This is a genomic window from Sphingomonas populi (assembly GCF_004208535.1).
GTDB lineage: Bacteria > Pseudomonadota > Alphaproteobacteria > Sphingomonadales > Sphingomonadaceae > Sphingomonas > Sphingomonas populi.
The window spans coordinates 79,581-101,859 of sequence record NZ_SGIS01000001.1 but is presented as its reverse complement, the minus strand read 5'-3'; the positions used below and the strand labels follow the sequence as shown (position 1 = coordinate 101,859).

At 67.2% G+C, this 22,279-nt stretch carries 16 protein-coding genes; 7 read left to right on the top strand and 9 right to left on the bottom strand.

Annotated elements, in window-relative coordinates:
- Positions 1-75: 75 nt before the first annotated feature.
- On the bottom strand, positions 76-732 hold the full coding sequence (locus EWE75_RS00465; RefSeq protein WP_130154734.1) for an OmpW/AlkL family protein: 657 nt from the start codon (positions 730-732) through the stop codon (positions 76-78).
- A 137-nt stretch (positions 733-869) separates the two neighbouring features.
- Between EWE75_RS00465 and hemN the strand changes: the two genes are divergently transcribed.
- Complete coding sequence (gene hemN, locus EWE75_RS00460; protein WP_130154733.1) at positions 870-2,213, top strand: oxygen-independent coproporphyrinogen III oxidase; 1,344 nt, start codon at positions 870-872, stop codon at positions 2,211-2,213.
- Between the two features lies 1 nt (position 2,214).
- Here the strand turns inward: hemN and EWE75_RS00455 are convergent, their stop codons facing one another.
- The 3 genes from EWE75_RS00455 to EWE75_RS00445 are packed head-to-tail and all read right to left on the bottom strand — an operon-like array spanning position 2,215 to position 5,856.
- On the bottom strand, positions 2,215-3,225 hold the full coding sequence (locus EWE75_RS00455) for a zinc-binding alcohol dehydrogenase family protein (RefSeq protein ID WP_130154732.1): 1,011 nt from the start codon (positions 3,223-3,225) through the stop codon (positions 2,215-2,217).
- Positions 3,226-3,228: 3 nt separating this feature from the next.
- Positions 3,229-4,533 carry an L-fucose:H+ symporter permease gene (fucP, locus tag EWE75_RS00450; protein ID WP_345789361.1) on the bottom strand — a complete coding sequence of 435 codons (1,305 nt, stop codon included), beginning with the start codon at positions 4,531-4,533 and terminating at the stop codon, positions 3,229-3,231.
- 33 nt (positions 4,534-4,566) lie between these two features.
- Entirely contained in the window at positions 4,567-5,856 is a 1,290-nt protein-coding gene (locus EWE75_RS00445) for an L-fuconate dehydratase (protein WP_130154731.1), read from the bottom strand.
- 182 nt (positions 5,857-6,038) lie between these two features.
- On the opposite strand from EWE75_RS00445, the gene EWE75_RS00440 reads away from it, so the two are divergent.
- Positions 6,039-8,417 (top strand): glycoside hydrolase family 95 protein, encoded by a 2,379-nt coding sequence (locus tag EWE75_RS00440; protein WP_130154730.1) that lies wholly within the window; start codon positions 6,039-6,041, stop codon positions 8,415-8,417.
- Between the two features lie 16 nt (positions 8,418-8,433).
- On the opposite strand, the gene EWE75_RS00435 is transcribed toward EWE75_RS00440, so the two are convergent.
- On the bottom strand, positions 8,434-10,023 hold the full coding sequence (locus tag EWE75_RS00435; RefSeq protein WP_130154729.1) for a carboxylesterase/lipase family protein: 1,590 nt from the start codon (positions 10,021-10,023) through the stop codon (positions 8,434-8,436).
- A gap of 167 nt (positions 10,024-10,190) precedes the next feature.
- Between EWE75_RS00435 and EWE75_RS00430 the strand changes: the two genes are divergently transcribed.
- The 5 genes from EWE75_RS00430 to EWE75_RS00410 all read left to right on the top strand — a co-directional run bounded on the left by EWE75_RS00430 (position 10,191) and on the right by EWE75_RS00410 (position 16,115).
- On the top strand, positions 10,191-12,380 hold the full coding sequence (locus EWE75_RS00430) for a TonB-dependent siderophore receptor (RefSeq protein WP_130154728.1): 2,190 nt from the start codon (positions 10,191-10,193) through the stop codon (positions 12,378-12,380).
- Positions 12,381-12,417: 37 nt separating this feature from the next.
- Entirely contained in the window at positions 12,418-12,732 is a 315-nt protein-coding gene (locus EWE75_RS00425) for a hypothetical protein (protein ID WP_130154727.1), read from the top strand.
- The gene (locus tag EWE75_RS00420) at positions 12,729-14,282 is read left to right on the top strand and encodes a PepSY-associated TM helix domain-containing protein (protein ID WP_130154726.1); all 1,554 of its coding nucleotides are present in this window, start codon (positions 12,729-12,731) and stop codon (positions 14,280-14,282) included. The genes EWE75_RS00425 and EWE75_RS00420 overlap by 4 nt, the downstream gene beginning before the upstream one ends.
- Entirely contained in the window at positions 14,279-14,563 is a 285-nt protein-coding gene (locus EWE75_RS00415) for a DUF3325 domain-containing protein (RefSeq protein ID WP_130154725.1), read from the top strand. Before EWE75_RS00420 ends, EWE75_RS00415 begins: the two co-directional genes overlap by 4 nt.
- An 82-nt stretch (positions 14,564-14,645) precedes the next feature.
- Positions 14,646-16,115, top strand: coding sequence for a lipopolysaccharide biosynthesis protein (locus EWE75_RS00410; protein WP_231708130.1), 1,470 nt, complete (start codon positions 14,646-14,648; stop codon positions 16,113-16,115).
- Between the two features lie 46 nt (positions 16,116-16,161).
- Here EWE75_RS00410 and EWE75_RS00405 read toward each other — a convergent pair whose 3' ends face one another.
- From EWE75_RS00405 to EWE75_RS00390, 4 genes are all read right to left on the bottom strand, one after another.
- The gene (locus EWE75_RS00405) at positions 16,162-17,019 is read right to left on the bottom strand and encodes an NAD(P)-dependent oxidoreductase (RefSeq protein ID WP_130154723.1); all 858 of its coding nucleotides are present in this window, start codon (positions 17,017-17,019) and stop codon (positions 16,162-16,164) included.
- 11 nt (positions 17,020-17,030) lie between these two features.
- Positions 17,031-18,281: a D-amino acid dehydrogenase gene (locus EWE75_RS00400; RefSeq protein ID WP_130154722.1), complete on the bottom strand. Its 1,251-nt coding sequence runs from the start codon at positions 18,279-18,281 to the stop codon at positions 17,031-17,033.
- A gap of 22 nt (positions 18,282-18,303) precedes the next feature.
- On the bottom strand, positions 18,304-20,784 hold the full coding sequence (locus EWE75_RS00395; RefSeq protein ID WP_231708129.1) for a PAS domain-containing protein: 2,481 nt from the start codon (positions 20,782-20,784) through the stop codon (positions 18,304-18,306).
- Between the two features lie 106 nt (positions 20,785-20,890).
- Positions 20,891-22,264, bottom strand: a complete 1,374-nt coding sequence (locus EWE75_RS00390; RefSeq protein WP_130154893.1) for a UdgX family uracil-DNA binding protein — start codon at positions 22,262-22,264, stop codon at positions 20,891-20,893.
- Positions 22,265-22,279 lie beyond the last annotated feature (15 nt).

The window sequence follows — 22,279 nt, the reverse complement described above, 5'->3', positions numbered from 1 at the left end:
GCTCTCCTTGCCTGCCATTTCGGCGGCTGGGGCGCGCACGGCGTTGACCCATGTCAAAGCCGTGCGCGCGCCGGGTCAAAGCCGGAGGCCGATGCCGATGCCGAACACCAAGGGATCGATGCTGACCTTGACGCTGTTGGTCGCGCCGCCAGTGCGGAGCCGGGCGGTCGTGTCCATGTCGATATATTTTACGTCGAGATTGGCGAAGACCTTGCGGGTGATGTTGACATCGACGCCGGCCTGAAGCGCATAGCCGAAGCTGTCCTTGAGGTGGACTGTGGTGTCCCCGATCGCTGCATTGAGCGCGCCGCTCGCCTTGGACGAATAGAAGATCGTGTAGTTCACACCCGCGCCGACATAGGGCCGGACCTTGGCGTGCGGCGCGGCGAAGTGATATTGCAGCGTCAGCGTCGGCGGCAGCACCCAGGTTCCGGCGAGCTTGTCGATTCCGGCCAGCGCGGCGCGGCCCTGCACGTCATGCTTGGTGGTGGCGAGGATCAACTCGGTGCCGATATGATCGGTCAGCATGTAGGTGAAATCGACTTCGGGCGCGTAGCTGTCGGTCACACCGACGCGGGCGCCCGGGAAGGTCGGCTCGACGCCGCCGGATTTCTCGTTTGGCGAGACCATGATCGCGCGGACGCGCATCAGCACGTCGCCCTTCTCCTGGGCCTGGGCCGGCATCGCGGCACAGGCCGCAGCGGTGAGCGCGAGGGCGGTGATGATACGCATTTTCTGGTTCCCCATCTGGTTGGTGGGGCCGGGCTAGGACCGGGGCGGTGCGGCAACATTGATCCAGCGCAAATCGCCGGGCCGCCGGATTTGACCGGGATCAAGGATGGTCGCGCAAGGCCCTGCGACCAGAGTGTATGCACCGCTATATCCCAGACCTCGCGAGCCGGTCCGTACCGCGCTACACCAGCTATCCCACGGCGGCGGAGTTTCACGACCGCGTCGGCGTCGCCGATCAGGCCGCAGCTTTGGCCGCCGTCGCGCTAGGTACGCCGGTGTCGCTCTACGTCCACATCCCCTATTGCCATGAGATTTGCTGGTATTGCGGCTGCAACACCGGCGCGATCGGCCGGCCCGAGCGGATGGCGGCGTATCTGGCCGCGCTGGCGCAGGAGATCGATGCGGTGGCGGCGCGGTTGCGCGGGCGCGTCGTCGCGGTGCATTTTGGTGGCGGCAGCCCCAATGCGGTGCCAGCAGAGGATTTCATCGCGCTGACCGATTTGCTGCGCGAGCGGTTCGATTGTGCCGAGCGGCTGGAGATCGCCGCCGAACTCGACCCACGCACGCTCGATCGGGCGTATTGCGATGCGCTGGTGGCGGCTGGAGTGACGCGAGTCAGCCTTGGTGCGCAGACCTTCGCGCGCCACATTCAGGAGAAGATCAACCGCGTTCAGCCGTATGCGATGGTGTCGCGCGCCGTAGCCGATCTGCGGGCGGCGGGGATAGCGGCGGTGAACCTCGACCTGATGTATGGTCTGCCCGGCCAGACCGCCGACGATCTGACCGAGACGCTGGAACTGGCGCTGGACCTCGCGCCCGACCGGATCGCGATGTTCGGCTACGCACATATGCCGCGCCTGTTGCCGCGCCAGCGCATGATCGACGACGCACTGTTGCCCGACGCCGCCGCGCGCTTCCAGCAGAGTGCGCTGGCGCATGATGTGCTGACCGCCGCCGATTACGCCGCGATCGGGTTCGATCATTTCGCCAGAGCTGGCGACAGCCTCGCGGTCGCGGCGACGGAAGGGCGGCTGCGGCGCAATTTTCAGGGCTTCACCGATGAACCGGGCGAGGCGATCATCGGTCTCGGCGCGTCCTCGATCAGTCAGTATCCGGGGCTGCTCGTGCAGAACGAGAAGCATGTCGGCCGGTATCGGCTGCGCGCCGCCAACGGCGGTCTGGCCGGCGCGCGCGGGATTGTGCGGTCCGCCGATGATCGGCTGCGCGGTGACATCATCGAGCGGCTGCTGTGCGACGGGAGCGTCGATCTGTCCGATCTCGCCCGCACGCACGGGGCTTGCCTCGGGCCGCTACACGGCGCGCTTGGCGGATTGCGCGATCTTGCGGCGCATGATCTGGTGCGCGTTCAGGGCTGGCGGGTGACGGTGCGGGACGAGGGCCGGGCCTATGCCCGCCTCGTCGCCGCCGTGTTCGATGTCTATCGCCAGCCCGACGCGCAGCGGTTCAGCCGCGCGGTGTGAGTCAGACCTCGACGATCGCCTTGATGACCCCGGCCGCCGGGTCCATCCAGTGCGTGATGACGTCGGGCAGATCGGCGAGCGCGGCGCTGTGCGTGTGCATCGCGTCGGTCGGCACCCGGCCTTCGCGGATCAGCGTGATCACCGCCGCGAAATCGTCGAGCGTGGCGTTGCGGCTGCCGAGCAACGTCGTCTCGCGCTTGTGGAATTCGGGATCGCTGAAGGTGATGTCGGCCGCGACCACCGACACCAGCACGTAGCGCCCGCCGTGCGCGACATAGCCGAAGCCGGTTTCCATCGCCTTGGCGTTGCCGGTCGCATCGAACACCGCGTCGAAAAAGGCGCCGTCGCTGATGTCGGCGAGCCGCTGCCGCGTCTCGGCGTCGAGCGCCACCGCCGCATGGGCGCCGAGCTTGTCGACGCAGAAGCGCGCGCGGCCCGCGTTGCCGTCGAGCACGGTGACGTCCGCGCCCTGCAAGCCCGCGAACAACGCGACCGCCATGCCAATCGGCCCGGCGCCGACCACGAGCACACGTTCGCCGGCAGACAGCGCGGCACGCCTGACCGCGTGGTAGCCGATCGCGAGGAACTCGACCATCGCCGCCTGATCGAGCGTGAGGCCGCTCGCGTCGAGCAGGTAGCGCGGTTCGATCGCGAGCAGTTCGGCGAGGCCGCCGTCGCGGTGGACGCCGAGCACCTGGATGTTGACGCAGCAATTGGTCTTGCCCTTGGTGCAGGCGACGCAATGCCCGCAGAACAGATAGGGCATGATGCACACCGGCGTACCGGCGGCGAAGCCGCTCGCCGCGTCCGCCGCCTCGACCACGCCGGCCAGTTCATGCCCCATCACGCGCGGATAGCTGAGATAGGGCTGGGTGCCGCGAAAGATGTGATAATCGGTGCCGCACACGCCGACGCGGCGGATGCGGACCAGCACCTCGCCGGGCGCGGCCACCGGGGCGTCGCGGGTTTCGAGGGCAAGCGTGCCGGGTTCGCAGCAGGTTACGACGTGCATGAATCAATCACCAGAGTTGGATGGGAGTGGGCGGCGCAGCGCGCCGAAGGCGAAAGCGGCGATCGCCACGAAGGCGACGGCGGGCACGAGCATCGCGGTCGCGATCGAACTATGGTCCGAAGTCCAGCCCATCAACGCGGTGAGCGCTGCGCCGCCGATGATCGCCATGATGATGAGCGATGCACCGGCGCGACGCAGTGGCCCGAGACCTTCCACGCCAAGCGCGAAGATGGTGGGGAACTGGATCGACATGAAGAAGCTCGCCGCGACCAAGGCGTACAGGCCGATCTGCCCCCCTGCCAGAGCGGCAATGGCGGCAAGCGCGCAGGAAATGATCGAGAACGCCAGCAGCAGTGTCGCCGGCCGTACCCGGCCCATCAGCGCCGTGCCTGAGAAACGACCGATTGCGAACAGTACGAGCGAGGCGAACAGCATGTCGGCGGCGGCACGCTCGCCAAGGCTGGGTACGTTCGCCTCGGCATAGCGGATCGTGAAGCTCCACAGCCCGACCTGCGCGCCGACATAGCAGAATTGCGCGAACGCCGCCGCCAGCAGCCACGGTTTGCCGAATACGGCGGAGAAGGGCGGGCGGGGGGCGGTGCTGGCGACCTCACGCTCGCCTTCGGGAAAGCGCACCACGATCGCGGCGACCGCGAAGGCGAGCACCACCAGCGCGATGATGAGATACGGCGTCTGCACCGCCTGCACCTCGGCACGGTAATAGCCGATGCGCTGCGCCGCCGACATGCCGGCGAGCGTCGCCTCGTCATGGCGGATGCCCGACAGGATGAAGTTTCGGCCGACGAGGATGCCGGTGATCGCGCCGATCGGGTTGGCCGCCTGCGCCCAGTTGAGCCGGCGCGCGGCGGTGGTGGCATCGCCCAACTCGGTCATCAGCGGATTGGCCGACGTTTCCAGAAACGCGAGGCCCGAGGCGATGACGAACAAAGCGAGCAGGAACAGTCCGTATTGGCTAGACGCCGCCGCCGGATAGAACAGCAACGCGCCGATCGCGTACAGCACCAGCCCGGTGACGATCCCGGCCTTGTAGCCGCGCGCGCGCAGCAGCAGCGAGGCGGGAATCGCGAACAGGAAATAGCCGAGGTAGAAGACCTGCTGGACGAAGCTGGTCGCGAAATCGGTGAGGACGAACGCTTTCTTGAATTGCGCGATCAGGATGTCGTTGAGGTTGTTGGCCATGCCCCACAGGAAGAACAGGCAGACGGTGATCGTGATCGCCGCAGCGTAGCCGCCGCGTGTCGTCGCCGCGCGCTCCCGCCCAACCGGGGTCTCCTCCATTGCCAGCATAGTCTTTCCTCTCGTCCTTGGGTCAGCGGCACTTCATGCCGTCGTATCGTTTTGGAAGCGGTATCGCACGAGTGTTTCCGGCTTCATCTCAATCGAGAAGCCGGGTCGCGTCGGTGGCAGATACGCGGCGTCGCGGATCGTGCAGGGATCGAGGAAATGCTCGTGGAGATGGTCGACATATTCGATCACGCGGCCCTCGCGCGTGCCGGATATCGCAACATAGTCGATCATCGCGAGATGCTGGACATATTCGCACAGGCCGACTCCGCCCGCGTGCGGGCAGACCGGCAGATCGTATTTCGCGGCCATCAGCAGCACCGCGAGGATTTCGTTGACCCCGCCGATCCGGCACGCGTCGATCTGCACGACATCGATCGCGCCCGCCATGATGAACTGTTTGAAGAGGATGCGATTCTGGCACATCTCGCCGGTCGCGATCTTGATGTCGCCGATGCCGCGCCAGATCGCGGCGTGGCCGAGTACGTCGTCGGGGCTGGTCGGCTCCTCGATGAACCACGGCTTCGCGAAGGCGAGCGCATTGACCCAGTCGATCGCCTGACCGACCTCCCACACCTGATTGGCGTCGATCATCAGCGCGCGGTCGGGTCCGATCACGTCGCGCGCGATGCGGAGGCGGCGGATGTCGTCGTCGAGATTGGCGCCGACCTTGAGCTTGAGGTGGTTGAAGCCCGCCGCGACCGCCTCTTCGGCGAGCCGCCGCAGCTTCTCGTCCGAATAGCCGAGCCAGCCCGCCGACGTGGTGTAGCACGGGTAGCCCTCGGCCTCGAGCGTGGCGATGCGCTCGGCCTTGCCGGCTTCGCGTGACCGCAGCAGCGCGAGCGCCTCGTCGGGGGTGATGCAATCGGTGAGGTAGCGGAAATCGACCGCGCGGACGATCTCCTCGGGCGACATCTCGGCGACCAGCCGCCACAAAGGCTTGCCTGCGGCCTTCGCCCACAGATCCCACACCGCGTTGACCACCGCGCCGGTGGCGAGGTGGATCGCGCCCTTGTCCGGCCCGATCCAGCGCAACTGGCTGTCCGAGGTCATGTGCCGCCAGAAGCGCCCGGCGTCGGCGGCGATCCAGTCGAGATCGAGGCCCATCACCAGATCGCGCAGCGCTTCGATCGCCGCGACGCAGACTTCGTTACCGCGCCCGATCGTGAAGGTAAGGCCGTGGCCGGCGAGACCCGCCGTGTCGGTATCGAGGATCACATACGCGGCGGAATAATCGGGATCGGGGTTCATCGCGTCCGACCCGTCGAGCGACGCGCTGGTCGGAAAGCGGAGATCGAGCGTCCTGAGGCCGGTTATGCGCGTCATGCGCCGACGCACGTCCTGCCGATACGATAGTGATATTTCATATTTGAAAGATAGAGGCGATCCTTTGGCCTATCAAGCGCAAAACGCGCTGCAATGGTCCGCCTCAAGCTTCTCCAGCCAGCATCGCTTGCAAACATGTTTTCGCCAAGGCAAACACGTTCAAACAAGTGAGGTGGAGCGGGATGATCGACGAATCTGGAGCGGTCACACGCCGCGAGGCGGTCGCGCTTGCGTTGGCGTCGGGTGGTGCCGGCGCGCTTGCCGCCGGTTTGCCTTCCGCCGCAGCCGCGACACCAGCGCAGGCGGCGAGCGAGACCTTGCTGTGGTACACGCGCCCCGCCGCCGTCTGGACTGAGGCGCTGCCGGTCGGCAACGGGCGGATCGGCGCGATGGTGTTCGGTGGCATCGGTGCCGAACGGCTCCAGCTCAATGAGAGTACATTGTGGGGCGGCGGTCCCTATGATCCGGTCAACCCGCAGGCGCGCGCCAGCCTGCCCGAAGTGCGCCGGCTGATCTTCGCCGGCCGCTATGCCGAGGCCGAGGCCTACGCCCAGGCGCATGTGATGGCGACGCCGCTCAAGCAGACCAAATACAAGTCGGTCGGCGATCTGGCGATCACGATGCCGGGGGTCGCCGATGCGCAGGCGCAGGACTATCGCCGTTCGCTCGATCTCGATGCGGCCGAGGCCGAAACGCGCTTCACGCAGGACGGCGTCCGCTTCACGCGGACGGTGGTGGCGTCGGCGGTCGATCAGGTGATCGCGGTGCGGATCGCCGCCGACAAACCCGGCAAGGTCTCGCTCCGGCTCGCGCTCGCCACGGGGATGAAGGATTCGTCGGTCGTGGTCGAGGGCCGCGATACGATCCTTCTGGCGGGCCGCAACGAATCCGATGAGGGTATTCCGGCAGCCTTGCGCTTCGCGGCGCGGGTGCGCGTGCTGGCGCAGGGCGGCACGGTCGCGAGCGATGGCGCGGCGCTGACCGTGTCTCATGCGGATTCGGTGACGTTGCTGATCGCGATGGCGACCAGCTACCGCCGATTCGACGATGTCGGCGGCGATCCCGATGCGATCACGCGCGCGCAGATCGCCGCCGCCACCCGCCGGAGCTTCGCGCGGATCGCCGCCGCTACCAGCGCCGACCACCGCCGCCTGTTCCGCCGCGTCGCGATCGACCTTGGCACCACGCCGGGCCGCGCTTTGCCGACCGACCAGCGCATCGCGGCGGCAGTGACGCAGGACGATCCGGGGCTGGCCGCGCTGTATTATCATTATGGCCGCTACCTGCTGATCGGTTCGTCGCGGCCCGGCGGTCAGGCGTCCAATTTGCAAGGGCTGTGGAACGAATCGAACAACCCGCCCTGGGGCAGCAAGTACACGATCAACATCAACACCGAGATGAACTATTGGCCGGCGGAGACGACCAATCTCGCCGAATGCGTCGAGCCGCTGGTGCGGCTGGTGCGCGACCTGGCGGTGACGGGCGGGCGCACCGCGCGCGAGATGTACGGCGCGCGCGGCTGGGTGGCGCATCACAACACCGACCTGTGGCGCGCGACCGCGCCGATCGACGGTGCGCCCTACGGGCTGTGGCCGATGGGTGGGGCGTGGCTGTGTACGCATCTGTGGGAGCATTACGACTTCCACCGCGACACTGCGTTCCTCGCCTCGGTCTATCCGCTGATGCGTGGTGCGTGCCTGTTCTTCCTCGATACACTGCAAGTCGATCCGGCGAGCGGGCATCTCGTCACCAACCCATCGCTCTCGCCCGAGAATCCGCACGGGCATGGCGCGTCGCTGATCTTTGGGCCGACGATGGACATGGAGATCCTGCGCGATCTGTTCGACCAGACGACCGCGGCCGCGAAGATCCTCGGCACCGATGCCGCGCTGTCCAGCGAGATCGCGGCGGCGCGGGCGAAGCTGCTGCCGCTCAAGATCGGTTCGGCCGGGCAGTTGCAGGAATGGCCGTTCGACTGGGACATGGGGGCGGAGGACATCCACCACCGCCACGTCTCGCACCTCTACGGCCTGTTCCCGAGCGACCAGATCGATCTCGACCGCACGCCAGCGCTGGCGGCGGCGGCGAAGCGGTCGCTCGAAATCCGTGGCGACCGGGCGACGGGATGGGCGACGGCGTGGCGGATCAACCTGTGGGCGCGGCTGCGCGATGGCGACCACGCGCACGAGATTCTGCGCTTCCTGCTCGGGCCGGAGCGCACCTATCCCAACCTGTTCGACGCGCACCCGCCGTTCCAGATCGACGGCAATTTCGGCGGCACCTCGGGCATGACTGAGATGTTGCTGCAAAGCCAGGGCGGGTTGATCCAGTTGCTGCCGGCGCTGCCTAAAGCGTGGCCGAGCGGATCGGTGCGGGGGCTGCGAGCGCGGGGCGGCTATACGCTGGATATCGCGTGGCGCGACGGCGTGCTCGTCTCGGCGACGATCGTCGCCACGCGGGCAGGACCAGCGACGGTGCGCTATGGCGCGGTGTCGCAGCAGATCGCGCTCGTGCCGGGCCGTCCGGTCGAGTTGACTCAGGCGCGGTTCCGCGCGGCCTGACGGTCGTCGGTTCGGGTCAGGTGCCCGGCTGGATGTAGGGGATGCGGGCGAACAGTTCGCGTTGCCAGCGGCGCGGATCGTTCTCGACCCGGCTGGTCGCGTCGAAGAGCATCGTCGCGCGGGTGGCGAGGTCGTAGCGCGGCCACGCCGGCAGTCCGGCGTGGTTGGGGTCGCCGGTGCGCGCGAAGGCGACGAAACGCTCCTGCATAGCGGCGGAGGCGGCGCGCGCATCCGGGCCGATGCCGGTCTGCGAGCCGGTCGCGCCGAGCGTGCCGAACACGAGCGGGATGTCGATCGTGTGGAAGGCGCCGCGCCGTGGATCGGTGCGTGAGGTGAAATCGACCTGATAGACCCAGGCCGGCGCGCCGGCGCGGGCGCGCTCCTCGGCCTCGATCACCTGTCCGCGCCAGCTTCGCCCGGCGGTGGTGGCGGCATAGAAGACATCGCTCGGCGACCACTCCGGGAACTGCTTGCGATATTCGCCGACGACCCATTCGGGCAGAACGTCGATCCGCAGTTCGGGGGCGAGCCGGTCGGGCAGTGTGTCCCACGTCAGCGTCTTGGTCGTCTCGGGCGGGATGAAGCCGCGTGTCTCGTCATGCGTGTTGCCGAGGATCATCGGGATCGACCGGCCAATCGGGTTGGCGTCGGGCCAGAACGGGTGGCGGACCAGCCAGGTCATGTCGAGCACGGGCGCGAACGAGACGGCGCCGGCCATCACCGGATCACGCGCGCGCAATCCCTCGACAAGTCTTTCGGCTGGCATGTCGAGGAGCGGCTGAAGCGCGCCCGGTTTGACGCCGACCGCGTCGAGAAACGCACGCGTGCGCTCGGTCGCGTGGAGCGGGCCTTGCGCGGTCACTTGCTGGCCGCTCATCGTCGCGGCGCGGTGGAACAGGCCGGTGGCGGCGGGCATGCCGGTGAGCGTGGCGATCTTGGCGCCGCCGCCGGACTGGCCGAACAGCATGACTCGTCCGGGATCGCCGCCGAACGCGGCGATATTGTCGCGCACCCAGCGCAATGCGCAGATCAGATCGAGCTGGCCGGCATTGCCGCTGTCGGGAAAGCGCCGATCGAGCCGTGCGAGATAGAGATAGCCGAACGCGTTGAGCCGGTGGTTGACGGTGACGACGACCACGTCGCCGCGCCCGGCGAGTGCGGCGCCGTCGTTGAGCGGATCGGTGACGCTGCCGCCCGAATAGGCGCCGCCGTGGATGTAGAGCATCACCGGCAGCTTCGCGCGCGGCGCGGGGTTCGCGGTCCAGACGTTGAGGTACAGGCAGTCCTCGGATTGCGGAGTGTAAGTGTCGCCGGTTTGCGGACAGACCGGGCCGAAGGCGGCGGCGTCGCGCTGTTTGCCGGGTGTGGCGTAGGGGCGCGGCGCACGGAAACGCTCGGCGGTGGCGTAGCGAATGCCACGAAAACTCCAGACCGGAGCGCCGACGCCGACGGTCTGGCCTTCGCCGACGAAGATGCCTGCGGGCGCGGCGACGCGCTTCGCGGCTGCCGTCGCGCGGGCGGCGCGCGGTAGCAGCGCGAGCGCGGCGGCGGCTCCGCCGATTAAGGCGCGGCGATCGATCTGATGCCCGTCCGGCGCGCGTGCCATATGCCCTCTCCGTTACGATGGCAGATGGTAAACCGGTGTCATTGCAATTGGCAACCGCACTGGATCGACGCACCGCCCGGCATTCATCGCACATTTCGATTAGTGCTATTGATAATCGATCGCAAATACGTCACTTCGCCGCCCTGAGACTTGATTCGGGGAATAAAATGACGCGCCACCTCTTCGCCGGCTTGCTGATGAGCACGGCCATGTATTGTACGCCGGCCTGGGCCGCGCCCGCCGCCGCCGAAGGTGCGAACACCGCTGCGGATAGCGCCTTGAACGACAGCACCGACGATCGCGATACGATTGTCGTCACCGGCGCGCGGCCGCGCACCGAATCGTCGGCGGGGACCAAGAGCGCCGCGCCGATCGCCGAGACGCCGCAGTCGATCAGCGTCATCAGTTCGGCCGACATTGCCGATCTCGGCATTGCCAATCTCAATCAGGCACTGCGCTTCGTCGCGGGCGTCACCACCGAGCAGCGCGGATCGAGCGCCGAGGTGTACGACCAGTTCAAGCTGCGCGGCTTCGATGCGCCGCAATTCCTCGACGGCCTCAAGCTGATCGACGGCGCCGGCTATCTCAGCCCGCAGATCGACGTGTCGCGGCTCGACCGGATCGAGATCGTCAAGGGGCCGGCCTCGGTGCTGTACGGTCAGTCCGGCCCCGGCGGTCTCGTCGCGCTGACGAGCAAACTGCCGCTCGATCAGGATTTCTACGGCGCGGTCGCCGGCACCTATGGCACCTATGATCTGTACCGCGTCGATGCCGATGTCGGCGGCAGCGCCGGCTCGTCGGTGCATTGGCGCGTCTATGGCAGCGTCAACGGCGCGCACACGCAACAGACCTTCAGCGCGCGCGAACGCCAGACGATCTCGGGCGCGGTGACGATCGATCTCGATCACGCGACCAAGCTGACGTTGCTCGGCGCGTATTCGCACGATCCGCAGAACGGCAGCTATGGCGTGTTTCCGGCCTCGGGCACGTTGCTGGCCAATCCCAACGGCCAGTTGCCGACCACCCGCGACTTCGGCGAGCCGGGCAACACCTTCAAGCGCGATCAGGTCGCGGGAACGTATATCTTCAATCATGATTTCGGATCGGGCTGGAGCTTCCGGGCGGCGGGCCGCTTCCAGCGTGCGACGTCGCAGCTTGGTATCGTTTATGCGGCAGGCCCGCTGGCCGATGCGGCGTCAAATCCGAATTCGACGCTCTACAACCGGGCATCCTACGCGACGCGAGAGCGCGGCACGTCCTGGGTGTTCGACAATCAGGTGCGCGGCAGCTTCGAGACCGGCGCGCTTAGGCATGACGTGCTGTTCGGCGTCGATTACCAGACCGGCGACGCGTATGAGGCGTCTGCGTTCGGCTCCGGCACCGCGCTGAACGGCTATGCGCCGGTCTATGGCACGATGCCGGTGCCGAAAGGCCCGGAGACGGTGCCGGACAGTTTTGGCGTAGACATCCTGCGACCTCATCAGAAACAGACCGGCCTCTATGCACAGGACCAGATTTCGGTTGGTGGTCTGCGGGTTCTGCTGAGCGGGCGCCAAGACTGGGCGGAGACGCGCGCTACCGAAGCGGCCGCGCCCGAGAAGTCCGACCGGTTCACCTATCGCGCTGGTATCCTCTACAAGACCGCGTTCGGGCTTGCGCCCTATGCGAGCTATTCGACCTCGTTCGAGCCGCAGAACGCGGTGGTGATCCGTTCGGATGGCACCCTTGGCGCGGCACGCCCGTCGCTCGGCAAGCAACTCGAATTCGGCGCGAAATATGCGGTGCCGGGCACCAGCATTCTCGTCACGGGTGCATGGTTCCACATCAACCAGACCAATGTGGTGACATACAATCCCATCACCTTCGTGGGCCTGCAGGGTGGCGAAGTCCGCTCGGAAGGCTTCGAGGTCGAGGCGAATGCGCCGCTGCCGCACGATTTCAACGCGCGTCTGGCATTTAGCCGCCAGAAGGTTCGGACGGTGAAAGACACCGCCAATCCGGCGACGGTCGGCTATGGCATTCTCGGCGTCGGTCGCGGCGGCACCACGTTCAACCTCGAATGGGCACCACATACCGGCGATCTGGAAGGCTTCGCCATCGGCGGCTCGGTACGCCAGGTCGACAGCATTTCCGCGAGCAGCACTTCGGCGGTCAGCACGCCGGGCTTCACCGTGTTCGATGCGCTCGCGCGGTACAATCTCGGCAAGCTCTCGCCACGGCTCGACGGACTGGCGCTCAGCGTGAACGCGGCCAACATCTTCGACAAGAAGTACGTCACGACCTGCTACCTCGACTACCAATGGTGCTGGTACGGCAATCGCCGCACCGTTCAGGGCACCATCTCGTACAAGTGGTGAGCGGCGTGATTTGCCCCGCCGTCGCCCGGAGTCTCGCATGAGCCGGGCCGCGATGGGGCCGGGCGCGCGCTGGCGGCAGCGCGGCGATACGGCGTTGCGCGTGTTGGTGGCGATGCCGGGCGGCTATGCGGTGGCGAGCCTGTGGGCGATGGCGCTGGCGCGGGTGCTGCCGGGTGGCCCGGCGCAGGCGGCGGTCGCCGCCACTTTGGTCGCGTTCGCATTGTGTGCGGTGACGGCGATGTGGGCGTTCGCGGCGCGGAGCGGCTGGCGGGCGCTCTGGACGGTGGCGCTCGCCGGGCTGGTCGCGGGCGCGATTACCTGGGGATCGATCCTCGCGGGCGGCCGGGCATGAGCAAGGGGTTTCGCCAGAGCCAGTCGACGCTCCACACCTGGTCCGGGCTGCTGGTAGGCTGGGTGCTGTTCGTGGTGTTCGTCGCTGGCACCGCCGCCTATTGGCGTGAGGCGATCAACCGCTGGGCGCAACCCGAACTGCCGCGCATCGAAGATCCGGCGCGAGTGCTGCGTGGTGAGCAGGCGTTCCTCACACAGCGCGCGCCGGACGCGACGACGTGGTTCATCACCGTTCCGTCAGACCGATCGGCGAGCGGCACGGTGTTCTGGGTGCCGGGCGCGAAGGAAAAACCCGGCAAGGCGCGCGGTGATACGCTCGCGATGATCGACGGCAACGGCCAGCCCGTGGTCGCGCGTGAGACGCGCGGCGGCGACTTCTTCTACCGTTTCCATTTCGACCTCCAGTATCTGCCGGTGATCTGGTCGCGCTGGATCGTCGGCGTGTGCGCAATGTTCATGCTGGTCGCGATCTTGTCCGGCATCGTCACGCACAAAAAGATCTTCCGCGATTTCTTCACGTTCCGGGGCGGCAAGGGCCAGCGATCCTGGCTCGACGGACATAATGCCGTGGCGGTGCTCGGCCTGCCGTTTCACCTGATGATCACCTATACCGGCCTCGTCACGCTGATGACGATGCTGATGCCGTGGGCGGCGGTCGCCAATTACCGTGATCCGACCGCGCTGTTCACCGAACTGTTCCCGCAGGCGGCGCCGGTCGCGCGCTCCGGCAAGCCCGCCCCGCTGGTCGATCTGACCGTGTTGCTCAAGGATGCCGAGCGCCGGCTGGGCGCGCCGGTCGAATATATCCAGGTCGCGTCGCCGGGCGATGCCGCCGCGCGCGTCACGCTGTCGCAAAGCGCCCACGGAACGCTCTCCAGCTATCCGCCGTCGTTGAGCTATGACGGGGGGAGCGGGCGGCTGATCTGGGCGTCGCCACCGGCGGGCGCGGCGATGCTGACGGCGGGCGCGATGATCGGGTTGCACGCCGGGCGGTTCGCCGATGCACCCTTGCGTTGGCTGTATTTCCTGTGCGGCCTCGGCGGGTCGATCATGGTGGCGAGCGGGCTGGTGCTGTGGACGGTCAAGCGGCGCGAGAAACTGCCCGATCCGGCGCGGCCGCATTTCGGTTTCCGTCTGGTCGAGCGGCTCAACATCGGCTTCGTCGCCGGTTTTCCGACCGCGATGGTCGGGTTCCTCTGGGCGAACCGTCTGCTCCCGCTCGAGATGGAGGCGCGCGCGCAAGCCGAGATCGACGCGATGTTCGTGTTCTGGGGCGCGCTGATCCTCCACGCCTTCGTGCGTGCGCCGCGCCGCGCGTGGGTCGAGCAACTCGGCATCGCCGCCGTGCTGCTGCTGGCGCTGCCGGTTTATGATGCGCTGGCGACGAGCAAGGGGCTACCGGCGACGATCGCGGCGGGCGACTGGACGCTGGCGGGCGTCGATCTCACGCTATTGGCGTTCGGCCTCGGTTTCGGCTGGGCGGCGCGCGCGGTGCATCGTCGTGCTCCTGCGAAACGACACAGCCGCGCCCGCGCGATGGTGCTGGCATGATCGCGGTGACCTTCGCGGTCGCGCTGGCGGCGTTCCTGCTGTTCGCCTTCGCGACCGACCGGCAGCATCGTGCCCGGTTCGGCGAAGCCCTCCCGGCAAGACGACAAAGCGTGCTGCGCGGCGGCGCATGGGCGTGCGTGGCGATCGATTTCATGCTCGCCGTGTTGGCATGGGGCGGGGTGTTCGGGCCGGTTGGCTGGATCGCGATGCTGATGGCGGGGGCGGCGGTGAGCTTCATCTTGCTCAATTTCCTGCTGCCCGATCGGGCAAACCGCCGATAAAGGCTGCTTTCTTCACTCTTCCTCCACTCTCGCGGCACTATGGGGGCATGGTGATACGCGAGCATTCCAGCCGATGAATTCGATGACCGAGATCCCGGTGGAAAAGACCTTCGCGTCGCAGATCGTGCAGGCGATCGCGTGGCGGTCGGGCAGTCAGGTGATCGCGCAGCTCATCATGTGGGCGGCGACCTTCTTCGTGATCCGCATCCTCGATCCCCGCGACTACGGCCTGTTCGCGATGACGCAGAGCGTGCTGGTGTTCCTCAGCCTGCTCAACGGGCAGGAATTCACCGCGTCGCTGATCCGCACGCCCGAACTCGACAAGATGCTGATCCGGCAGGTGTTCGGTATCCTCGTGCTGCTCAACGGTGGAATCGCGTTGGCGCAGGTGATCCTCGCGCCGCTCGCCGCCCAATATTTCCATACGCCGATGGTCGGCAGCCTGCTGGTGGTGCAGGCGGCCTTGTACCTCGCGACGCCGTTCGTGGCGCTGCCGAGCGCGCTGCTCAGCCGCCAGCTCAATTACAAGGTGCAGGCCAAGGTCAACCTCGTCTCGGCGCTGATCGGCGCGGGGACGTCGCTGGGCTGCGCGCTGGCGGGGTGGGGGGTGTGGACGTTGGTCGCCGCGCCGATGTGCGTGATCTGGTCGCGCGCGCTCGGCATGATGGTGGCGGCGCGGATCGATGTCCTGCCGACGTTCCGGCTGAAGGGCGCGGGCGTGATCGTGCGCTTCGGCGGGGCGATGCTGCTGAGTTCGCTGCTGTGGCTGTTCCAGACTCAGGCCGATGTCATCATCGGCGGGCGCTCGCTCGATGCGCGCCACCTCGGCCTGTACGCGGAGTCGCTGTTCCTTGCGCAGATCGTGACGAGCAAGTTCGTGCCGCCGCTCAACGATGTGGCATTTTCGGCTTACGCCCGCCTTCAGGCCGACCGCGCGACCACTGGCCGGGCCTTCGAAAAATCGGTGCGGCTCATCATGTTCGGCGCATTGCCGTTCTATGTCGGGCTGGCGGCGGTGGCGGGGCCATTCGTCGATGTCGTGCTCGGGCCGAAATGGGACGATGCGACGCCGATCGTGCGCTTGCTCGCCATCGCCATGCCGTTCCTCACGGTGCAGGTGCTGTTCGCGCCCGCCACCACCGCGCTCGGCCATCCGCGTTTGCAGGTGTGGGGCGCGGCGGCTGGCGCGCTCATCATGCCGCTCTGCTTCGTGATCGGCGTGCGCTACGGCGCGGTCGGCATGGCGTGGGGCTGGGTGGTCGGCGCGCCGCTGCACATGGCGATCACCGCCGCTTTGGCGATACCGATCATCGGCACCTCGGCGCCCGCACTGCTGCGCGCGGTGATGCCGGCGGCGATTGCGTCTGCCGGGATGGGCGCGGCGGTGCTGGCGGTGTCCGACCTGATCGCCGGCCTCGCGCCATTGCCGACGCTGGCGATCCTCGTGAGCGTTGGCGTCGTGACGTACGGCGTGCTGGTGTTGCTGGTGGCGCGGCCGATCATCGGCGAATTCGCGAGCCTGATCGCCGCGCGGCGCGGGGTGGTGGCGTAACGCCGCCTAGCCTGTTCGTCCCTCGACTTCGCACGGGACGAACGGTTTAGGGTTTGCTCAGCAGCATCTCGGCGATCGCCGACCAGTCCTTTTCGCCCATGCCGGCATCGACCGCCTCGCTCATCCGCGTGCGGACCGCGTCGAGCATCGGCAGGCGTTTGCCGGCGGTTTGCGCGGCTTCGGTGGCGAGCCGCAGATCCTTGAGGCCGAGTTGCATGCGGAAACCGGGTTCGTAATTCCCCGCCGCGATCGACTTGCTGTAGGTCTCATAAATGCGGCCGCCGAAGAGGGTGCCGAGCATCAGTTCGAAGAAGGCGTCGGTGGTGACGCCGTTGTCGCCGACCAGCACGAGTGCCTCAGCCATCGCCTCGATTGCGAAAGTGATCATCATGTTGCCGGCGATCTTGGCGGCGTTGGCCTGACGAGGGTGTTCACCGAGCAGCCAGATCTTGCGCGATATCGCCTCGAACGCGGGGCGGGCGGTCTCGATTGCGGCGGGGTCGCCGGCGACCACAACGCTGAGCTGCCCCGCCGCCGCCGCATCGGGCCGCCCGAACACGGGCGCGGAGAGATAGCCGATCCCCGCCGCCGCGTGCGCCGCCGCCAATTCTTCCGCGAACGCTACCGAGATCGTCGCGGTGACAGCATGGATCAGCCCCGGTCGCGCACCGGCGAGCAGCCCCGCATCGAGCACGACCGACCGAATCGCGGCGTCGTCCGACAGCATCGTCAGCACCAGTTCGGACTGGAACACCTCGGCCGGCGTCTCGACCAACCGCGCACCCGCGATCGGCTTGCCACCGTCGCCCGAGCGGTTCCAGATCAGCACGTCATGCCCGCCTTTGGCGAGATTCTCCGCCATGCCGCGCCCCATCGCGCCGAGTCCGATCAATCCGACCTGCATTGTTCGTCCTTTCAGTAGCGATCGAGCGACAGATCGCCGGTTTCGATGTCGGGCGCCTGGCCGCCGATGATGTCGGCGATGATCCGCCCCGATCCGCATGCCATCGTCCAGCCGAGCGTGCCGTGGCCGGTGTTGAGAAACAGGTTGGGGAGGGCGGTCTTGCCGATAACGGGTGTGCTGTCGGGCGTCATCGGGCGCAGGCCAGACCAGAAGGTCGCGGCCTGCAAGTCGCCCGCGTTGGGAAACAGCCCGCCGACCGAATGTTCGAGCGTCGCGCGCCGCGCCTCGGGCAAGTGATTGTTGAAGCCCGATATCTCCGCCATGCCGCCGACGCGGATGCGGTCGCCGAGCCGGGTGATCGCGACCTTGTAGCTCTCGTCGAGCAACGTTGAGACCGGCGCGCGCGCCGGATCGGTGATCGGCACCGTGATCGAATAGCCCTTCACCGGGAACACCGGCAGCTTCAGCCCGAGCGGCCGCACCAACGCCGGCGAAAAGCTGCCGAGCGCGACGAGATAGGCATCCGCCGTCAGCCGCCCGGCATCGGTGACGACGCCGGTGATGCGCCCGTTTTCATGGTCCAGCCGCGCGACCGTCCGGCCATATTGGAACGTCACGCCTTCGGCCGCCGCAAGATCGGCGAGGCGGTTGGTGAATTTGAAGCAATCGCCGGTCTGGTCATGCGGCAGGCGCAAGCCGCCGGCGATCGGCACGTCGCTGTGTGCGAGGCCGGGCTCTGCCGCGAGGCAGCCGGCGCGGTCGAGAAGTTCGAATGGCACGCCACCCTGCTTGAGGACGGCGATGTCCTTGGCGGTGCCGTCGAGCTGCTTGGCCTCGCGAAACAATTGCAGCGTGCCGAGCATACGCTCGTCGTAACCGATGCCGGTCTCGGTGCGCAGCGCGTCGAGGCAGTCGCGGCTATATTCCGCCACCCGCACCATCCGCGCCTTGTTGATCGCATAGCGCTCGGCGGTGCAGTTTTGCAGCATCGCGACCAGCCAGCGCAGCATCGCCATGTCGAACTGCGGGCGCAGCACCAGCGGCGCGTGGCGCATCATCAGCCACTTCACCGCCTTTTGCGGGATGCCCGGCGCCGCCCAGGGCGATGCATAGCCGGGCGAAATCTCACCGGCATTGGCGAAGCTCGTCTCCAGCGCCGGCCCCGCCTGACGATCGACCACCGTCACCGCATGCCCGGCGCGCGCGAGATACCACGCCGAGGTGACGCCGATCACGCCGCTACCGAGGACGATCACCTTCATTCCGTACCCACTCCCGTGGCGATCAGCCTTCGCGCAACAGCCGATCGACCCGTGCGATCAGGTCGTTCACCGCGAAGGGCTTGGTCAAGACTTCCATACCGTGCCCGATATGGCCGTGGTTGAGAACCGCATTCTCGGCGTAGCCGGTTATGAAAAGGATGCGCAGATCCGCCACCACCTCGCGCGCGCGCTCGGCCACTTCGCGACCGTTCATCCCGCCGGGCAGACCGACATCGGTGATGAGCAGATCGATATGGCCCGCGCCACGCAGGATCTCGATCCCCTCCGCGCCGGTCGCCGCCTCGGCGCAGGCATAGCCGAGTTCCTCGAGCGCATCGACGACGAGCATCCGCACGCTCGGTTCGTCATCGACGATCAGCACGGTCTTTTCGGCGGCGGTGCGCAGCGTTTGCGATGCGGTGGTCGGTTCCGGTTCGGACGGCGCCTCGTCGCCGAGGTTGCGCGGCAGATACAGGCAAACCATCGTGCCCTGGCCGACTTCGGAATAAATGCGGACATGGCCGTGGCTCTGCCGCGCGAAGCCATACACCATCGACAGACCGAGGCCGGTGCCCTCGCCGAGCGGCTTGGTGGTGAAGAACGGATCGAACACCCGGTCGAGAATATCCTTCTCGATGCCGCAGCCCGTATCGCTGACGCAGACGGTGACATATTGGCCGGCTTCGAGGCCGTGCGCCTTGGCGGTATGCTTGTCGACCCAGCGGTTGGCGGTTTCGATCGTGATCCGGCCGCCGTCGGGCATCGCGTCGCGCGCATTGATGCACAGGTTGAGGATGGCGTTTTCGAGCTGGTTGGCATCGACCAGCGCCGGCCACAATCCGGCGGCGGCGACGGTTTCGACCTCGATCGCGGGCCCCACGGTGCGCTGGATCAGTTCGACCAGTTCGCGCATCAGCCGGTTGACGACGATCGCGCGCGGGCTGAGCGTCTGCCGCCGCGAGAAAGCGAGCAGCCGGTGAGTCAGCGCCGACGCGCGGCGGGTCGCGCCTTGGCCGGCGGTGAGATATTTCTCGACATCGCGCGCGCGACCCTGCGCGAGCCGCGTGCCGATCATTTCGAACGATCCCGAGATGCCGGCGAGCAGATTGTTGAAATCATGCGCCAGCCCGCCGGTGAGCTGGCCGACGGCCTCCATCTTCTGCGCCTGGCGCAACGCCTCCTCGGTGGCGCGGAAGCGGTCCTGCTCGCGGAGGCGATCCGTCACGTCATAGGCGAACTGGAACACGCCGATTCGCTTGCCCTCGGCATCTCGCAGCGCGTTGAAACGCAATTCGTAGGAGCGGGTATCGCCGTGCGGGCCGTCGATCTGGGAGACCGTAACGAACTCCTCGCCAGCGAGCGCCGGCGCCCAGGAAGCGCGTATTATCGCCGCCTGTTCGGGCTGGTCGGCGAGCAGGCCGAACAGATTGTCCCCGACGCGGGGCAGCACGCCGAACAACCGCTCGAAGTCGCGCGCGCTGGCAGTGTTCATCGCCAGCAAAGTGCCTTCGAGATCGACGATCGTGACGAAGGCGTGCGTTGCCTCCACCACATCGGCGAGCAGCCGGCGCTCGGCGATCGCCTCGTTGACGCGGCCTTCGAGAGTCTCGTTGAGACGGATCAACGCAAGTTCGGCGTCGCGACGCGCGGTGATGTCCTGGAACAACACCGCAACCTGCTTGCGGCTGGCGGGTTCGACGCGAAAGGCCGACAGTGACAGATAGCGCCCGGTCGCCTCCAGTTCGCGCTCGAATCGGATCGGCGCGCCGGTGCGCAGCACGTCGCCGTACCGCCTGGCCCAATCGTCAGCCTCGTCACCGACCATCTCGCGCAGCGTCCGTCCGACCACGTTGGGGATGCCCGCGTTGAGCGCATAGGCCGCGTTCGCCTCGACATGGACATAGTCGCTCAAGGGCCCATGCGGGCCATCGAGGAACTCGATGATGCAGAAGCCTTCGTCCATCGTGTCGAACAACGTGCGATAGCGATCCGCCTGTTCGGAGCGTTCGCGGATCGCGCGGCGCATCTCGAACTGGCTCATCACCTGATTGGCGAGAACCTTCAGCGCACGCTGCTGCAATTCACTGAGATCGCGCGGTTGTGTGTCGAGCACGCACAATGTCCCGATCGGCAATCCGTTGGGCGCCTTGAGCAGCGCCCCGGCATAGAAACGCAGCCCCGATTCCGCCGTCACCAGCGGATTGCTGCTGAAGCGATCATCGGCGGTCGCGTCGGGGACAAGCAGGAAGTCCTGTTCGAGTATCGCATGTCGGCAGAACGACGTTTCGAGCGGGGTTTCGCGTACACCAAGCCCGACCTCGGCCTTGAAGAACTGCCGGTCGGCGCCGATCAGATTGACGACGCCAATCGGGGTGCCGCACAGATCGGCCGCGAGCCGCGCGACCTCGTCGAAGGCTGGCTCGCGCGGCGTATCGAAGATCTGGTAGCTGTCCAGCGCCTCCAGCCGACGCCGTTCGCGGTCACCCCCGTTCATCTCACTCATGCCGTCGCATTTCCGCTGTGGCCCGCCCGTTCGGGCGTGGCGTGTTCAAGACCGTATCGTTGGAGGCAACGCACTTCCGCGCGGTATGATCCGGTGCGAGCTTGATCTATGTGTGTGCGGCGGCCTTCAGATCGGCGACGAAGCGGGCGTATTCCTCGGCCCGGGCGGTGGGATCGGGCAAGCGGAGCAGATAGCTCGGGTGGACGGTGATCCAGGCTTCGCCACCGCCGGGCAGCTCAAGCGCACGGCCGCGTTCGCGGCTGATCGTCACCGCCTTGCCGAACAGGGACCGCGCCGCCGTCGCGCCTAACGCGACCGTCCGCTTGGGCCGCACCAATGCCCGCTCTTGCTCGATCCACCAACGGCAGGCGGTGATCTCGCCGGCATCTGGCTTGGCGTGGATTCGGCGTTTGCCGCGCTGTTCGAACTTGAAATGCTTGACCGCGTTGGTGACGTAGATGGTGTCGCGATCGATCCCCGCCTCGGCGAGCGCGCGATCGAAGAGTTGCCCGGCCGGGCCGACGAAGGGGCGGCCGGCGAGGTCCTCCTGATCGCCGGGCTGCTCGCCGACGAAGAGCATCGCGGCATCGACCGGACCTTCGCCGAACACGGTCTGGGTGGCGTGCTCGTGGAGCGGGCAGCGGGTGCAGCTCATCGCTTCTTCGCGCAAGGCCGCCCATGCCGCTTCGATATTGCCGCCCGGCTTGGTCCGTGCCGTTTCCACCATGCCCGCCTCCCGCGCCTGTGCGCCTGCGATCAACTGCGGCACCAACGCGGTTTCGGGCATGTTTTTCCAATATTTGCGCGGCATCTCCTTGAGCATCATGCCGACCTTCAGCCGGGCGGGGTTGAAGATCGCGGCGTAATAGCTCTGCCACATCGCCTCGACCGGATCGCCGTCGGGCGCATCCGCCTTGGTCGCGCCCGGACCCTCGGCGAGTGTCGCGCCGTCCCAGTGGATCGAAACCTCGGGCGTCAGGATAGACCAGCGCATTGACGCGAACCGATCCAGGAAGAAGACGGCGTTGGCGCGGACGATGTGGAAATCGGGTTCGAACCACGCCACGAAGCGCGCGCCTTCGGGTTCGGCGACTTCGCGGAAGCGCACGAACGCGCGCATCTTGTGGATATCGCGGCGGACCTCGCGGGCGAGGCCCTCGACGCGGCGCACCAGCGGATCGGCGGCGTCGTCGAGCAGCCCCGGTCGCGCGAGCAGCCGCACCAGCAAGGTATGGAGCAACGCGAAGCGTTCGCGATCACTGTGGAGGATCGCCTTGCGCGCGAGATCGACGAAGGCGCGCGGCACCGTGAAGCTGGCGGCACCGGCTGCGGCAGGCGCCGCCTCGCCGAACAGCTCGCCGGGGGCCGAGCCGACGCGCCAGACGATCCGCTCGGGCGCGATCCCGTCGCGAACCGCAGCGCGCACGCCCTCGCGCCAGCCATCGAAATCGTCCTCGGCGTCGAGCGCGATTTCCCGCATCGCGTCGGCCGCGAG

Coding starts and splice junctions, on each gene's coding strand:
- EWE75_RS00465 (WP_130154734.1), bottom strand. CDS start 732: ATGCGTATCATCACCGCCCTCGCGCTCACCGCTGCGGCCTGTGCCGCG.
- hemN (WP_130154733.1), top strand. CDS start 870: ATGCACCGCTATATCCCAGACCTCGCGAGCCGGTCCGTACCGCGCTAC.
- EWE75_RS00455 (WP_130154732.1), bottom strand. CDS start 3,225: ATGCACGTCGTAACCTGCTGCGAACCCGGCACGCTTGCCCTCGAAACC.
- fucP (WP_345789361.1), bottom strand. CDS start 4,533: ATGCTGGCAATGGAGGAGACCCCGGTTGGGCGGGAGCGCGCGGCGACG.
- EWE75_RS00445 (WP_130154731.1), bottom strand. CDS start 5,856: ATGACGCGCATAACCGGCCTCAGGACGCTCGATCTCCGCTTTCCGACC.
- EWE75_RS00440 (WP_130154730.1), top strand. CDS start 6,039: ATGATCGACGAATCTGGAGCGGTCACACGCCGCGAGGCGGTCGCGCTT.
- EWE75_RS00435 (WP_130154729.1), bottom strand. CDS start 10,023: ATGGCACGCGCGCCGGACGGGCATCAGATCGATCGCCGCGCCTTAATC.
- EWE75_RS00430 (WP_130154728.1), top strand. CDS start 10,191: ATGACGCGCCACCTCTTCGCCGGCTTGCTGATGAGCACGGCCATGTAT.
- EWE75_RS00425 (WP_130154727.1), top strand. CDS start 12,418: ATGAGCCGGGCCGCGATGGGGCCGGGCGCGCGCTGGCGGCAGCGCGGC.
- EWE75_RS00420 (WP_130154726.1), top strand. CDS start 12,729: ATGAGCAAGGGGTTTCGCCAGAGCCAGTCGACGCTCCACACCTGGTCC.
- EWE75_RS00415 (WP_130154725.1), top strand. CDS start 14,279: ATGATCGCGGTGACCTTCGCGGTCGCGCTGGCGGCGTTCCTGCTGTTC.
- EWE75_RS00410 (WP_231708130.1), top strand. CDS start 14,646: ATGACCGAGATCCCGGTGGAAAAGACCTTCGCGTCGCAGATCGTGCAG.
- EWE75_RS00405 (WP_130154723.1), bottom strand. CDS start 17,019: ATGCAGGTCGGATTGATCGGACTCGGCGCGATGGGGCGCGGCATGGCG.
- EWE75_RS00400 (WP_130154722.1), bottom strand. CDS start 18,281: ATGAAGGTGATCGTCCTCGGTAGCGGCGTGATCGGCGTCACCTCGGCG.
- EWE75_RS00395 (WP_231708129.1), bottom strand. CDS start 20,784: ATGAGTGAGATGAACGGGGGTGACCGCGAACGGCGTCGGCTGGAGGCG.
- EWE75_RS00390 (WP_130154893.1), bottom strand. CDS start 22,264: ATGCGGGAAATCGCGCTCGACGCCGAGGACGATTTCGATGGCTGGCGC.